This window comes from Mitsuokella sp. UBA4253 (assembly GCF_002395285.1).
GTDB classification, from domain to species: Bacteria; Bacillota; Negativicutes; order Selenomonadales; family Selenomonadaceae; genus Mitsuokella; species Mitsuokella jalaludinii.
Map to the genome: position 1 here is coordinate 1 of NZ_DGWR01000002.1, position 15,661 is coordinate 15,661.

14 protein-coding genes are annotated in these 15,661 nt (G+C 56.7%); all 14 read right to left on the reverse strand.

The annotated features are described in order from the left end of the window. Positions 1-691: 691 nt before the first annotated feature. Entirely contained in the window at positions 692-1,276 is a 585-nt protein-coding gene (locus B2X55_RS00305; protein ID WP_286820414.1) for a hypothetical protein, read from the reverse strand. Positions 1,277-1,412: 136 nt separating this feature from the next. Beyond that, positions 1,413-1,802, reverse strand: coding sequence for a hypothetical protein (locus B2X55_RS00310; RefSeq protein WP_036376896.1), 390 nt, complete (start codon positions 1,800-1,802; stop codon positions 1,413-1,415). 179 nt (positions 1,803-1,981) lie between these two features. Further along, complete coding sequence (locus B2X55_RS00315) at positions 1,982-3,793, reverse strand: sensor domain-containing diguanylate cyclase (RefSeq protein WP_286820416.1); 1,812 nt, start codon at positions 3,791-3,793, stop codon at positions 1,982-1,984. Between the two features lie 266 nt (positions 3,794-4,059). Then, positions 4,060-4,977 (reverse strand): polysaccharide deacetylase family protein, encoded by a 918-nt coding sequence (locus B2X55_RS00320; protein ID WP_286820417.1) that lies wholly within the window; start codon positions 4,975-4,977, stop codon positions 4,060-4,062. A gap of 41 nt (positions 4,978-5,018) precedes the next feature. Next, positions 5,019-6,014: a hypothetical protein gene (locus B2X55_RS00325; RefSeq protein WP_278742195.1), complete on the reverse strand. Its 996-nt coding sequence runs from the start codon at positions 6,012-6,014 to the stop codon at positions 5,019-5,021. Positions 6,015-6,128: 114 nt separating this feature from the next. Beyond that, positions 6,129-8,216, reverse strand: a complete 2,088-nt coding sequence (gene cooS / locus B2X55_RS00330; protein WP_286820419.1) for an anaerobic carbon-monoxide dehydrogenase catalytic subunit — start codon at positions 8,214-8,216, stop codon at positions 6,129-6,131. A 99-nt stretch (positions 8,217-8,315) separates the two neighbouring features. After that, the gene (locus B2X55_RS00335) at positions 8,316-9,530 is read right to left on the reverse strand and encodes an L-lactate MFS transporter (protein WP_270529032.1); all 1,215 of its coding nucleotides are present in this window, start codon (positions 9,528-9,530) and stop codon (positions 8,316-8,318) included. Positions 9,531-9,769: 239 nt separating this feature from the next. Continuing rightward, positions 9,770-11,101 (reverse strand): L-fucose:H+ symporter permease, encoded by a 1,332-nt coding sequence (gene fucP / locus B2X55_RS00340; protein WP_286820422.1) that lies wholly within the window; start codon positions 11,099-11,101, stop codon positions 9,770-9,772. Between the two features lie 50 nt (positions 11,102-11,151). Next, entirely contained in the window at positions 11,152-12,066 is a 915-nt protein-coding gene (gene rbsK / locus B2X55_RS00345) for a ribokinase (protein WP_286820423.1), read from the reverse strand. A 29-nt stretch (positions 12,067-12,095) separates the two neighbouring features. After that, positions 12,096-13,103, reverse strand: a complete 1,008-nt coding sequence (locus B2X55_RS00350; protein ID WP_286820424.1) for a LacI family DNA-binding transcriptional regulator — start codon at positions 13,101-13,103, stop codon at positions 12,096-12,098. A 76-nt stretch (positions 13,104-13,179) separates the two neighbouring features. Continuing rightward, entirely contained in the window at positions 13,180-13,575 is a 396-nt protein-coding gene (rbsD, locus tag B2X55_RS00355) for a D-ribose pyranase (protein WP_270529028.1), read from the reverse strand. Between the two features lie 326 nt (positions 13,576-13,901). Next, the gene (locus tag B2X55_RS00360; RefSeq protein ID WP_286820425.1) at positions 13,902-14,552 is read right to left on the reverse strand and encodes an NAD(P)H-binding protein; all 651 of its coding nucleotides are present in this window, start codon (positions 14,550-14,552) and stop codon (positions 13,902-13,904) included. A gap of 30 nt (positions 14,553-14,582) precedes the next feature. Further along, a complete protein-coding gene (locus B2X55_RS00365; RefSeq protein ID WP_286820427.1) occupies positions 14,583-15,278 on the reverse strand; it encodes a transporter substrate-binding domain-containing protein in 696 nt (231 codons plus the stop codon). Next, complete coding sequence (locus B2X55_RS00370) at positions 15,265-15,483, reverse strand: hypothetical protein (RefSeq protein WP_036376922.1); 219 nt, start codon at positions 15,481-15,483, stop codon at positions 15,265-15,267. The genes B2X55_RS00365 and B2X55_RS00370 overlap by 14 nt, the downstream gene beginning before the upstream one ends. Positions 15,484-15,661 lie beyond the last annotated feature (178 nt).

Genomic DNA, 15,661 nt, shown 5'->3' on the forward strand with positions numbered 1-15,661 from the left:
TGTGTTAAGCACGCCGCCAGCGTTCGTCCTGAACCAGGATCAAACTCTCCATAAAATTTAGGAAAGCCTTGATTGGCTCAAATAATCTTTTTTGGCCTGAACCTTGAAAAATCAAAGCTCAGTAAAGAAATTGCCGATTGCTTATGTTCATAATCAATCGATGTTTTAAAAACATCTGGCTTGAATCACAAATGATTCATGTTGCATTGTTTAGTTTTCAAAGAACAACTTTGTCTTTTCAGAATCGTTTGTTTTTCCATTCCTTAAGACATCTATTATTTTATCGCAGCCCGTTCAGTTTATCAAGAGATTTTTAAAATTTCTTTTTTGTCTGAACTCGAAACTCTTCGCTTTCAGATGCTTGCCAGTCAAGGCTTCTCATCTGTCCGCTCCCGTGTCTCTCGCAGCGACTTGTATTATATTACACGCTTCGCCCCTGCTTGTCAACACCTTTTTTGAAAAAATGATAAAAGAAGACGAGCAGCTGTGGGATGAACAGCTGCTCGTCTTCTTTGGGAAAGAATCATTTATCTTAGAGAGAAATGGAGGAAGTGGGATTCACTTCACGTCTTGTAGAGAAGCCCTTGGGGATATCGGCTTTCCCTATCGACAATTGCATTGTAACAGGGCAATCTGAAAAACATCTCAACTTATCTGAAAAATACCTGATTCCAGCAATTTTTTTCGACAGTCATTGCCTGAGCTGGATGCTGCTGATGATCTTGTCGGCAAGTTTTCCCTGATCGTCCTCGTGTTCTTTCGGATAGGCGAAGGCAACGAACCAGTACTCCTCAGGCAATGGCAGGAAGACGACCTTGATGACTTCGTTCTCGCCGCGCATCTTGCACTGAACGGTCGTGACACTCGCATCCTTGCCTGATATCGTGATGCTCTTGGTGTCGCGCGAACTCTCACGGGCCTTAGCATTCTGCTCAAAGGCAGTCAGATAGCCGTCGAGCGCTTTCTGCTCAAACGTTGCCTTGCTTGCCGCATCGTTCTTCAGCTTATCGGCATTCATGACGTACATCGTGAACTGCATCAGGTGGAAGTCCATGCCCTTGGCCTGCGTGATGCGGCTGTCTGTGATGGACTTGACATAGTCGTTCGACTTCGCTGTCTCTTCCTTCGGCTGCTGCTCGAGCGTGAACGGCAGGTCCATCTGCAAGCTCGTCACGCCGCCCTTGACTTCCTGCGATGTCAGCTTTGCCTGACCGCAGCCGAGCAGCAGTGCGGCCATGGCAACGACTAACAGGCTCACGGCAATGATTTTCTTCATGCTATTCCTCTTTTCTTCAATCGACTGATACAGATTGATGCTTTTGATGCCAAGGATATTATAGCATGATTACGGCAGTCCGAGACAGCCCCACCGACAAAAGTGCTGCCGAGTGCTAAAAAGTGCTAAATGCGCGTTACCTCATCAGGTAGTCCTCGAAGTTCTGTGCCTTGCGATAATCGTAGACGACACCGTATTGGAGCCAACTGTCGATCGAGGCGATGACGATGTTCATGATGGTATGGGCACTCAGGGCGAAGTTGCTGATCTCGCAGATCTTGATGGCCTCGCCCGTCCGGACGTGCTCGAACATGATGGTGATCTCATAGGCACTGCAGGTCAAAAGGTAGAGGTTGCCCGTGCTCTTCTCCTTCAAGGACATGTAGTGCGCGTCCTCTCCATCGCGCGGCACAAAACCGAACTGCTGGAAGCGCTCGATGAGCTGCGGCTCCGTCTCGCGGTGGAACTTTGCATTGACGGCATCACGTTTGGCTTCAAGCTCGGTGAATAATGGAAAACTGATCATAAAGCATCCTCCTCGCATATACACGGCGTGAACTGGATTGAGCTACTGCATCATGTGGAGATAATGAAAAAGACACGCAGGGAGCGTAGCCGCTTCGTTGCGTGTCTTTATATTTTGCATTATATCACAGGCGAGCGATATCATCAAGACAGTATACAGCATATTGCCTGGATCCTTCGTCATTGGTCCGCTTTATCGGATGCGGCATCCATCCGTTCATCGGGAACGAGGATCACATAGAAGATGCGCCCGTAGAAATCGCTCTGGACGAGGCGGCCGCGATCGATGACCCAGCGCACTCTGCCATGCTTCGTGACGATGCGGTAGTTTACGGCATCGTTGGCCTTCTCCCGCTTGTTCAGGTTGCAGGCGTAGACCTGCTGCCAGATGCTCGTGTCCACCTGCTCATAGTCATCAGGATGGACGATGCCGCGGAATCTGCGCTTCGTGTAAGCGAGGAGGTCATCGAGATCGTCACACTCGAACAGGGAGATGAGTTCCTGATTGGCAAAGAGGATCTCCTCGCTCTCTGCATCGTAGATCAGGATGGAAGCTGGCAGATTGAAGACGACATCGCGCAGCGAGAAGCCCATCTGCACGCGGCGCGTCGCCGCCATGCCCTGTACATAGCGGCAGCAGCCGTTCTTGCCGCGCAGCTTGACCATATAGAGGGCCGTATCGGCATCGCGCAGCACGTCGAGCGGGGACTTACCATCTGCCTGATTGGCGGCATAGACAGCATATCCCATCGAGATGGTGTACTGATAGACCATCTGCTTGTAGTTGAACTCCTTCTTGAGGCTGACAAAGTCGCGCACCATGCGCTCAGCCGCGGGTATGGTGCGCGTCGGCAGCACGATGATGAATTCATCACCGCCGTTGCGGGCTAAGACGGCCTCGCGCGGAAAGAATACGCGCATGATAACAGCGAGGTGACGCAGCGCTTCATCGCCGATCCTGTGGCCGAAGATATCGTTGATGAGCTTGAAGTCATCGATGTCAAGCTGCACAAAGATTGCCTGATCCATCTTATCCTGATTGAGTCTCTCCTGGATCACGGACTCGAGACCGTGGCGGTTGAGCAGCCCCGTGAGCTGATCTGTCATGGCCAGACGGCGCAGACGTTTCTGCCTATCGCGCATGTAGAGCAGAACGTATGTCAGCACCGTCAGCATGATCAAGGTCAGGAAGCCGAGAGTGACAGCCGTGCTCAGGGGGCCCATGACCTGCCAGCCGTCTTTCGGGGCGACCTGCATGTGCCACTGGCAGCCGCCGTAAGAAAAGGTGTAGCTGACGGGGTCAGTCGGCGGTACATCAGACTCCAATATGGTCACATAACCATCATGGCTGACCCCCGTCTTCTCGAGTCGATAGGCCAAGCCAGATTGATCCAGATTGGCAACTGTCTTGGCGAAGATGTCCGGCACCTTGACGAGGACATTTGCAAATCCCCACAATGATTCCTTGTCACCCGCCGTATGCAGGAATACTGGATTTACGATAGCCATGACCATCCCGCCGCCTGTCGTCTCTATCGGCCCTATCACGGCAAAAGCATGCGCCTGCAGGCTGTACTGCATTGCTAGCTTGCGCTTGGGTTCAGCAAAGATATCGTACCCAAGTGCACTGCTCCGCGAATCAGGATAAACAGCCGCAACCACGCCATTCGGCGCGAGCAGGATACTGTCAAGGGGGATATCTGTACGGCTAGCGACAATCTCCATCACATGTCCGAGGCCCTCTGCCGATTGATTCTGGCTGTTGCCGATGGTCAGTGCCAGCGCCTTGACGATAGACTCTCCCTCCGAGAAGTCCTGCTGGAGTTCATCGGCAAAAACGACAGCGTCGAGGCGGCAATGCTCGCGCAGGGACAAGATGCGCTTTGTGTAGAGATCCTGCAGCATGACCCCCCAGCACAGGAGTCCAATCAGGAATACGCAGGCCGTGATGATGATGTTCTTGGACTGCTGCCTGCTCTCACTTAGCTTCATGCATCGTTCCTCCCTTTGTCCCGGATGATGATTCTTCTGCTGGCATCTAGCGCTGCCCGTCCTCCTGCACAGAAACGATCCGCGTCTCCAGCGCAAATCCCTATCCAGCCTCTTTGACGTCATTTGCACTGTCGGACCAGCCAGATAACACGATTTGTTCTTGCATTCATTATAAGTGTATATATACGACAAGAGCGGGGCTCTATCCTTCTAGAGGCCCGCTCTTTTTCGCAAATCCGGCTCAATGCTCTCCCATGCTGCGTACATCACCAGGGCTGCGGTGTCATCGGTGTGATGACGCCGAAGGTATAACCCTTCGCCTTGAGGATGCGGATGATCTCTGGCAGTGCCTTGACGGTCTCCTCATGGCCCTCGGAGCAGTGCATGAGGATGATGGCCGCATGCGCTGCCACCGGCTTGTCGGTCTGACTGTCGATGTTGTCGATGAAGTCCTGCGCGACCGGATGGTTCGGCGCTGCATCGGCCGAGCTGACGTTCCAGTCATGCTCGACGTAACCGCTCGCCTTGAGCGCCGGATCGTATGCCTTCGTGAAGTGACCAATAACGCCGCCCGGCGCACGCAGGATCAGAGGGCGAACACCGAGGATGCCGTGGATGATCTCGTCGGTGCGTTCCATCTCAGAGAGGAATGTCTCCGGCGAGACGTAGAGTTTCTTGTAATCGTGATCGTAGCTGTGATTGCCGATGGCATGGTGCTCTGCATAGATGCGCTGCAGGACATCGGGATGGAGCTCTGCATGCTGGCCCGTCACATAGAAGGTCGCCTGGACGCCGTTCTCCTTGAGGATGTCGAGGATGGCAGGCGTGTTCTTCTCGTCGGGGCCGTCGTCAAACGTCAGGTAGACGACCTTGCCCTCTTTATACGGCGTGAGATCTGGCATGGTCGTCGTCAAGCCTTTCGCACGGCGCTCCGAGAGCGTGTACTTGTCGTAGACAGGTATCGTCGGGTCCGTCATCTGCAGGTTCGAGAAAGCATCGTCAACAATGACGCAGGAGGATCCTGCACGGGATGATGACTCAGCAACATCTGCAGAAGAAGATGATTCCGGGCTCTCCGCCTGCTGCCGGCCGCAGCCCGCGAGCAGCGATATGCTCGCCAGCAAGACGATGCTCCCCAGTATCAGCCGCCTGACAAGACCGGTTGCCCCGCCAATCCTGTCCATGGTTTTTTCCTTTCTCATCTGCGCTCTGCTCTCCATGATCCTCATGCTCTTTCACCCTCCTTTCCTGCTGGATTTCCGGATGCCTCTTTCACGGCTGCATCTTCCGCTTCTTCCTTTTCCCTTTGCACAGGCTGAACGTTTCCACTGCCTGCTCCAGATACGCCATAAGAAGCCTCCATCTTGGCCATATACTTGGCCATGTACTTCTCCTGCAGGGACTCGATGCGCGCGGCATATTCGGCCTTGACCGCGAGCACGGCCGACTGGCGCTCATTCTCTGCCTTGAGGAGCAGCATGTGCTTCTCCTGTGTGTACTGTGCTTCAAGCGCGTCGGTGCGCGCCTTCATCTGCTGCTCTCTGTCATCGAGAGCTGCGCGGAGCTCTGCCACCTGCTTCTCGGCCTGCTCCTTCGCATGCTCTGCTGCCATGAGGCTGCGCTGCAGTCCATCCGCCTTTTCCTGGATTTCCTTTGCAGCCGCTGCCGCATCGCGGCAGGCCTCAACTTCCTGTTTCAGGGCCGCGAGCTGCTGGGCCTGCAAGGCATTGAGCCGCTCCTTATCGGCCAGTGAGTCTGCCTGCGCCTTGGCCGCGAGACGCGCCTCCTCCTTGACATGGCCAAGTTCCCGCGTGAGCTTCTCCAGCTCTTCGCGCAGCGTCTTTGCCTGTCCCTGTTGCTCCTGGGCGCGCAACTCTGCCTCTTTTGCCCTCTTGGCGGCCATCTCGGCACGCGTCTTCTCGGCCGCGAGGTCCTGCTGCTGCGCCGCGAATTTCTTGGTGAATTCCTGGCGGATGCGCTCTTCCGCATCCGCATTGACCGTCAGCGCATATGTGAACGCCTCTGAGACGCGGTTGAGCAGGCTCTGGAACTCCTTGACTTCCATGCCGCGCTCCGGCAGCGCTCCGATGGCTTTCTGCTGCATGTAGAGATTGGCGAGCGTCTGGAAGGTCCCATCCCAGGTCAGGTTGAGCTCCTCACAGATTTTCTGGAGCTTCTCGCTCGTCTCCGGCTCCATCTTATACGTCTTGACATTTGCCATACAATCACCCCGCAAGATTTATCTGCCCCTCTAGTATATCGCTTTCGCGCCGAATCTGCAAAGAGACCTGCCGCAGTGCAGCAGGTCTCTTCCGTCTCGATATAAAAGCAGGGATCAGTCCCAGCCGAGCTTCTGGCGCTGTGCCTCGATGTCTGCGACGATCTCCTTGCCGAGAGCGATCGGGTCGACATTGACGTGCATGGCAGAGCCGAGCAGCTCTCTCGTATCACGCTTGAGGAAATTCTCCACATTCGTCGAGCCCTGGACAGGCGGCTCGACACAGTGGTAGGAGTCAACGCCGAACAGGCGGAAAGCCAGCGAGGCGTCGAGGCCCTTCTCGTTCGACCACTCAGGACTCGAGAAAGCGTACGGCATGTCCTTGATGGCCTCGCCAGCGACGGCCGCGATGCCGCCGAAGATGGCAGACGAACGCGTGTTGTCGACGCATTCGCCAACATGCCAGACAGGAGGCAGATCGTGTTCCTTGAGGAAGGCCTTCAGCGAAGCGCCGGCCTCCTCTGCCCCGTCCTTGCTGCAGAGTCCCATCTTGAGCAGCGGGAACGAGGCGCAGCCATTCGTCAGGATCAGGATATTGTTCTGGATCAGCGTGCGCGCGACATCGAGCGTAGCGCGCTCGTAGACGACGCGCGGATTCGAGCAGCCGACGATGTTGCAGATGCCGCGGATGCGGCCGTCCTTGAGCGCTTCGTAGAGGCCCTTGAAGCCATCGAACTGCTCGGCGACGTTCTCCGCCGTGAAGCCAACCTCAGCCGTGACCTCGTACTTCGGGATGTGCACGGGAATGTCGCGGCGCTCCGCGAAGCTCTCGATGGCGCGTGTGACAATCTTGCGCGCAATCTTCTCGGTATCCTCGACGTTCGAATGATGATGGTCGTAGGCATAGTGCTCCGCGCCCGGCAGGCGGGCATTCTCCGACGTCGTGACGACAGTCGTCTTGAAGCAGCGGGCCACATCCATGATGGCCGGGTAGACATCCTGGACGTCGGCGCACCAGAGGTCAAGTGCACCTGTGCCGAGCACGAGCTCAGCGCCGACAGCATTCGAGAGTGGGATGACGCCCTCGTAGCGGTACATGGCCGCAAGGCAGGAGCAGCAGACGCCGTAGAACTGGATGCCCTCTGCGCCATGCGCCTTGGCGAGCTCGATCATCTCCGGCGTGCGGCCGACGCGGACAATCTCGCTGACGAGTGTCGGCAGGTGGCCGTGCACGGCGATGTTGACCCAGCCCTCCTTGAGCGCGCCGATGTTGACCTTCGAGGTCGCGCGGTGGCCATTGCCGAAGAGCACATCCGTGCCGATGTTCGCCGCGACGACACCCGTGAAGCAGAATGCGAGACCGCAGCGCAGGAATTCCTGCATGAGGCTCTCCCAGTCACCGTCCGTGCCGACAGCCGTGCGGTGATAGGCGTCAAAGACCTCGTTGTAGGCGCTGATGGGGATGATGTCGAGCTTGTCCCAGACATCCTGGCGCTCTTTTGGCGCCATCGCGCGGATGGTCTTGTAATCATCGGGGACAGCGCGGCTCAGGTCCTCGAGCAGGATATCCGCCAGCTCGCCCGTGAGCTCTCGGGCCGATTTTCCCTCCGTCTCGAGGCCAAATGCCTTCGATACCGTGCGGAGCTTCTTCTCGCCGAGGATTGGCAGCTTGAGGCGCCCCTCTGCGACGAACTTCATCGAGAGCAGGAGCTCGCGGGCATGTGCGCCGTGCTGGGCGACGCCTGCAGCCGCACTGCGCAGCAGGTTGCGGGCCACGATGACATCGGCATCCGCACCGCAGACGCCGCGCGGACTCTTCTTCGTGATCTTGCAAGGCCCCATATTGCAGTTCTTGCAGCAGACGCCGGCAAGGCCGAACGTACACTGCGGCTTCTGCTGGTCGAAGCGATCGAAGATTGTCTCGTGGCCGAGCTGCCCGAGGTACTTGATCATCTCGCGCACAGCCGGGTCCGGTGTCTGCTCGAGGACATCCTCTTTCGAGGCAAATGTCTTGCGATAGGCGGCGACAGCCGTCATGTAGTCGTTGACGCCGATCTCGTGATGCTCGCCCGGCGCATGGACGTGCGTGCGCCAGTCCGGATGCTCACCCGGCTTCAGCGGGCCCTCCTCGTGATGGTGGTGGTGATGGTGATGACCGTGCTCGTGGTCATGCTCATGATGATGCGTGTGTTTCTCTTCCGCCATAATACCCTCCTGTATCCTGCTCTCCAGATTAATATCAGTAAAACATATATAAATGGTATATTTTCTTATTTCCTATCATACTGGCTCCTCGCGCTTTTGTCAAGCCGCGGCATGGAAACGCGCGGCCGCACTGGTGATGCCGAAACGCTGCAATACGAGCGCGATGATGAAGTTCAGCACGAAACAGCCTGCAAAGAAGAGCAGCGGGATCGTGTAGCCGCCCGTCTGCGCGCGCAGCCACGAGACGAGCATCGGGCCGACGATGCCTGCCGCCGCCCAGGCAGTCAGCATGCGGCCGTGAACGGCCCCCAAGAGGCGCGTGCCGAAGAGGTCGGTCAGATAGGCCGGCATGACGGAAAAGCCACCGCCTGAGCAGCTCGTAATCAGGAAGATCATCGCCTGGAACAGGAAGGCGTCACGCGTGTTGCCGAGCTGCCAGAAGGCGATGATCTCCATGAGGAAGAACAGCGCGTACATGCGGCCACGGCCAATGTAATCCGAGACAGTCGACCAGATGAAGCGGCCACCGCCATTGAAGAGGCCGATGAGCCCGACCATCGCCGCCGCTGCGCCCGGCTCCATGCCGATGACATCCTGCGCCATCGGCGCTGCGAGCGCAAAGAGGGCGATGCCGCAGGCGATGTTGACGAAGAAGACCCACCAGAGCGAGGCAAACTGCCATGTCTTGAACGCATCAGCAGCCGTCGGCCCCGTCTCGACCAGTGTCTTCGCATGCGTGCAGGCCATGCTGTCCGCAGGCGGCTTGAGGTAAAGCGAGGCCGCCAGCATGATGGCCACGTAGAGCGTGCCCATGATCAGGAAGTTCTCGGCGATGCCGAAGGTCGCCGTGACCTGCTGCATCGTCGGCCCGGCGAACAGTGTCGCAAAGCCAAAGCCCATGATGGCCAGTCCCGTCGCGAGGCCGCGGTTGTGTGGGAAGTAGCGGATGAGCGTCGACACAGGCGCCATATAGCCGATGCCGATGCCCACGCCGCCGAGCACGCCGTAGAAGAGATAGACGAGCGGCAGGGTGTGCCAGGAAATCGCCAGATACGTGCCGAACATCGCCAGAGCGAAGAACGCCGTTGAAAGAAGGCCGCTCTTCTTCGGCCCGATCTTCTCGACAAAATTGCCGAGGAAGCACGTCGTGATGCCGAGGAAGAGGATGGCCGTCGAGAAAACGCCCGTCGTCTCCGAGAGCGTGATGCCCATCTCCGCCATGATGGGACGCGTCAAGACGCTCCAGGCATAGACGCTGCCGATTGAGATGTGGATGCCGATAGCCGCCAACGCGATGAGCCAGCGATTTCGCATAAAAACTCCTCCTGTTCCTTCTCTTTGCTTTTCTGCACACTTCATTCTCTGTTTAGTTTTAAAACATATTAATTATATATGTTTTAACTCACGCTTCTATCATAGCAAATGTAAACATATCATGTCAATAGGTTTACAGGTAAAAAAATACCGCTCCTCATCGGAGCGGTATGAATGTCCATTCCATATGGATGGCCTATGAATACACTTGATTGTCAATGGAGCGAGATATGGTGCAATCAGGCCTGCGACTCAGCGGCAGCCGATTCTTTCTCCTCTGCCGCCTCAATCTTGGCTTCACCGCGGAAGTAGAGGCCGATGGCGAGGAAGCAAAAGAGGTTGACAATGAAGGAGAACTGCATCGAGCCCGTGACATCCGAGACAAAGCCCTGGATGGCCGGCACGAAGGCGCCGCCGACGATTGACATGACAACGATGGCACCAGCTGTCTCCGTATACTTCTTCTCGACAGCTTCGAGCGTCTTGGCATAAATCGTTGCCCAGCACGGTCCAAAGAGCAGGCTGACCGAGACAGCAGCCCAGAGCGCTGTCATATCCGGTACGAACGAGGTGTAGAGCAGAACGAGGCAGCCGATGACGGAGTAGACCATGAGGACCTTGTTGGCCGAGAAGCGCGTCATGAGGAAGTTCGCGATGAACTTGCCGACAAAGAAGCAGATGAAGCTGTAGACCATGAAATCAGCGGCCATGCGTTCATTGAAGCTCGGATTGAGATGGAGTGCAAGGCGGATCGTGAAGGACCAGACGGCGACCTGCATGCCGACATAGAGGAACTGTGCGACGATACCCTTCTTGAAGCGGCTGTTCTTGGCGAGGTACGAGAGCGTCTCTCCCATGCCCGGCACCTTCTCGGCAGCCGACTTGACCTTGCATTTCGGGAATTTCGTGATGGCAAACAGCGCAAAGACAGCGAGCAGGATGTAGATCATGACGTGGTACGGCTCCAGCGTATGCTGCAACATCTCCATCTTGAAGGCAGCGGCCTGAACGGCATCCATCGAGGCAAGCTGCGAATGCATGCTCTCACCTTCCTGGAAGATCAAGTACTTGCCGAGCAGGATGCCGCTGACAGCGCCGATCGGCTGGAACGTCTGGCTGATGTTGAGGCGCAGCGTCGCATGTTTCTCCGGTCCGAGCATCGTGCTGTAGGTATTGGCCGACGTCTCGAGGAAACCGAGGCCGATGGCGATGGCAAAGATCGCAACAAGGAACATCGTGTACGTCGCCATGTGCGAAGCCGGGAAGAACAGGCAGCAGCCGGCGATATAGAAGCCGAGGCCCGTGAGGATGGCCGTCTTATAGGTCGTCTTGCGGATGACGATGGAAGCCGGGATGGAGATCAGGAAGTACCCGCTGTAGAAGGCGCTCTGCACAAGGGCACTCGCGAAGTCGCTGAGCGCGAAGACGCTCTTGAACTGCGTGATCAGGACATCGTTGAGGCTCGCGGCCGCCGCCCAGAGCGGGAAGAGACACGAGAGCAGGATAAACTGGAAAATCGGGGTCTTGCTGATATAACCGTTGTCATACTGGATGATTTCTTGTTTTTCCATGAAAAATTTCCTCCTGAATCAATCGGGATGTAGACGTCAAGCATCGAACATCAAGCGTCAAGGAATGCGGCAAACTCTTTGGCATCGGCGTACGAATCCTGCGTGCCCTTGCGCGTGACGCTGAGCGCCGCGTAGCGGGAAGCGCGCTGCATCGAGCCGAGCACATCCTCGGTCCGCGCATACGTATCGACGAAGCAGCCGATGAAGGCATCGCCCGCGCCCGTACTGTCGACAGCATCGACCTTGAGCGACGGCACGAGCTGCGATTCCTCTGCCGTGACGAGCAGCGAGCCGCGGCTGCCCATCGTGACGATGACATTCGTCAGGCCGCGCTCGACGAGGCTCTCTGCCGCCTCGCGGACCTGCTCGACCGTATCGACCGGCTTGTCGACGAGGATGGAGAGCTCCGTCTCATTCGGCACAAAGAAATCGCACTGGCAGGCCATGTCGAGCGAGAGATCGCGGCTGGCCGGTGCCGGATTCAGCAGGACCTTGATGCCGTGTGCCTTGGCAAAGCGGATGGCCGCATAGACCGTCTCGAGCGGGACCTCGAGCTGCAGGACGAAGAGGCCACACGTCGAGAGTTCATCGCCAGCCACCTCGATGTCTGCGGGGCTGAGTTTCTCGTTGGCTCCCGGATTGATGAGGATGCGGTTCTGACCCGTGGCATCGACGACGATCGTCGCGATACCGTTCGACGTTCCCTCTGCCGTCTTGACGAGGCTCATGTCGATATGATGATCCTGGAAATTCCTGCGTGACTGCTCGCCGAACATGTCATCGCCGACCGCGGTCATCATCACGACATCTGCGCCGAGCTTGGCCGCGGCGATGGCCTGGTTGGCCCCCTTGCCGCCACTGGCAATGTGGAAGCCGTTGACGCGGCGCGTCTCGCCGGCCTGCGGCATCTCATCTGTGTACGAGACGATGTCCATCATCGTCGACCCAATCACTGCAATCTTCATGGAAAAATCCTCCTATACTCTATATCGCATCACTCGGCGCGCGGCCGGGCGACACTCCCTCTTTCGATCAGCTTGTTGTAAACCTGGATGCGCATCTTCGCCTGTCCCGGTTCGCGGATGAGGTCGAGCAGGCGGCGCACGGCAGCCTGTCCGAGTTCTTTCTTGTAGACATGGATAGTCGTGAGCCCCGGCGCGCAGACCTCACTGAACGCGATGTCATCGAACCCGATGATGGAGATGTCCTCCGGCACGCGGTACTTGTGGTTCTGCAGGGCCTGCATGGCGCCGAGCGCAATCATGTCGTTGTCGGCAAAGAAAGCCGTCGGCATCTCCCGCCCCTCGTCGAGAAGATGGCCGAATGCTTCGTAGGCGCCCGTGATCGAGACGGGCATCTCGAACTGGAACGAATCGACAAGCGGCAGTTCCCGCTCGAGCAGTGCCCGGCGATAACCGTTGGCACGGCAGGTGAAGTTCCGCGTGCGGACGCTGCCGTAGAGGTAGCCGATCTTCGTGTGTCCCTGCGCGATGAGATAGCGCACGGCCTCCGCCACAGCGTTCTCATTCTCCATGAGCACACATTGGAACGGCAGGTTCTCAAACGCACAATCGAGCAGCACGAGCGGCACCTGTGCCGTCAGGAATACCTTGGCGTCCTCCTCGCTGAGCTCCGTGCCGACCAGCAGGATGGCCGAGGATGTATCCCCCAATAGATCCTCGACCTGCTGCTCGTAATCCGCCTCGCGGCGGTAAAGGTTCACGAGCTTCGTCTCATAGCCGTTGCGGCGGCTCTCGTTCTCGATACTCTCGATGAGATCCGCGAAGAACGGCGCGTCCGAAAAGACCTCGCCGCTGTCGCGGTACGTCACGAGCCGGATACTCTGGATGCGGTTGCCTGACACATAGCCGTATTCCCTGGCCAAGGCCAGGATCTGCTGCGCCGTCTCATGATTGACGCCGCGCTTGCCATTCAGGGCATTCGATACGGTCGCTGCCGAGAACCCCGACAGCTCACTCAGTTTCTTGATATTGATTTTCACGGTTCCATCCTCCTTCTTTCTCCTATTCATTCTAAACGAAGCAGGCGGAACACGCAACGACAGCAGGTGGCGCCGCTCAGAATACGACACCGGCCCGCAGGATCACATTGGGGTACGGCGAGAACTCTCCCGTCCGTATCGCGAACTTGGCCTTGGCCGAGAACGCTTTGAGCGCATCATGCGGCATGTACTCAGCAGGTACATCCTTGAGCTTCTGCTGCAGGTAAGCGTGGAGCTCCTCATTGTTGGTGCGGATCTCATCGGCCAGGTAATACCCCTCGACCTCAGCCTCCGTGAGCACAGCATCGAGCACCTGACGGAAGGTCGGCACACCGGCTGTAACGGCCAGGTCAATGACCTCGACTCCCGGCGGGATCGGCATGCCGGCATCGCCGATCATGAACAAGTCTTTGTGGCCCAGGGCCGCAATGCAGCGCGAAAGCTCTGCATGAAGCACACCTCGTTTCTTCATCACAATCTCTCCTTTTCTCTATCGTTTGCGTTTCTTTTCGTTGACAAGGTCATTATACACCATGGAATAAAATAAATCAATAAAAATTTAGATATTATTTTACATGATTTTAGAGAAAACTATCTTATTTCGTTGTGAAATTGAGAATTTACGCGGATTATGGCCATTTTACAGCATATTATTGCCATTATTTTTTCGTTCTGCTACAGGACATAGAATGCTACCCTAGAATTTTGTGTAAATATTTACGTAAAATTTTATATAAACGCCATAGAAAAAGCGGCCAACATGTGGCCGCCTTTTTTTATGGCGAAAATCACCCCTATTTATTTCGATTCAGCGAAGCGGCGGATGGCCTGCTTGCTGATGCGCCGCACACCCTCGAAGGGCTCGGCACCAGCCTCGGCCATGCACCGCGCGACGATCTCCGTCGAGATGGGAGCCATGCTCTTGAAGAGGCCGATGGCATTGAGCGCCTGGAGGGCCTTGACAGAAATCGTCTCGAGCGGCCGCTTCGCGTGCTTGCGGATGAGAGAGGGAGGCTGCACGATGGTCAGGCCCGCAAAGCCGAGCGCCTCCACGTCCCTCTCGATGACGCCCTTGAGCTTCATGTAGAAGAACGAAGAGCCTGTATCGGCACCAGCTGACGAGACGAGCACCATGTGGCGGACGCCGTTCTGCTTCGCGAAGGTCGCGAACATCAGCTGGTAGTCGTGGTCGATGTGATACTGCGCCTCCTTCGAGCCCGCCTGTTTCTTCGAGGTGCCGAGCGCCGAGAAGATGACATCCCCCTGCACGAGATCATGCCAGCCTTCCGTGCGCTCAAAATCAACGACGTACGGCCGCAGCTTCGGGTCATCGACACCGAGTTCGCGGCGCGTGAAGGTACGCACCTCTGTATAGCGCGGGTCGGCGCAGAGCGCCTCCACGAGGTCGCGCCCGACGGCACCTGTCGCACCGACAACAATCGCTCTCATATCGTCATCCTTCCTCTACCATACCAACAATCAATAATCAAAATAACGCTTTGCCATCCCCTGCAAGATGCCCCTCGCACGAAAATCGGCTAGGACGAGATTGACCACCCTGACCATATCGGCACGCTTCCGGCTCATCACGATGCAGAATGCCTCACGCGTGAAGGGATGCGCCAGGAGCGGTGCGGCCAGAGCTGGCACCTGCCGCGTGTAGAAGGCTGCCTCCACCGTCTCCGTGATCATGACATCCGCCTTGCCCGCTGCGATGCAGTCCGGGATAGCGGCATTCCTGGCAAAAACACGGCAGTCGGCATGATGAAGATGCGTTTTAACGAAATCCTCATTCGTGCCGCCAGGATTATACAAAACGCGGACCCCCGGGCGATCAACATCGGCCAGACTGCCGAAGCGCGCCGCGTCGGCCTCGCGGCAGAGGATTGTCTTGCCCGTCTCAAGGTAGCTGTCTGACAGGATCAGCTCTTCTTTGCGCTGCGGCGTGCGGGATATGCCGCCGATTGCCATGTCAAAAGCATCCGTCTTGGCATCGTAGGCTAGCATATCCCAGGAAATCTCTTTGAACACCACCTCGTAGCCGAGCTCCGCAGCGATGCGCCAGGCTAGTTCGATATCAAACCCGCGGTACGAGTCCGTGAACGGCTCATGATAGGCCATCGGCCGGTAATCGCCTGGCGTGCCTAACAGCAGACTTTTCTCAGTGGATTCCATAGCTTGCATTGAACCGGCGATTGATATCGCGGATTTCTTCCTTTCCTTCGATATACGGCTGATACATCTTGAACGGGTCTCCAACCCCCAGGGCACAGCCGGAGCAGTTCTCGCAACCCGATTCACAGGAGAGCGACCGCCGCACGATCTCCTCGCGCTCCTCTCGCGTCGTATCCTTTATGAGTACACTCTTGTATCCTTTCATGACACATCATTTCCCCTATCTGTCCAGTCTCATCGTAATATAGCGTTTCCTCTATTATAAGACTATTGTTCCTGATTTGCCACAGGCAAATTACTGCTGCAAGAACCTTCCCTTTTTCTTTTATCTCATCTGTGCTATCATCAAGAAAGTATCTCTTGTGATTCACTTTGGCGCGCAT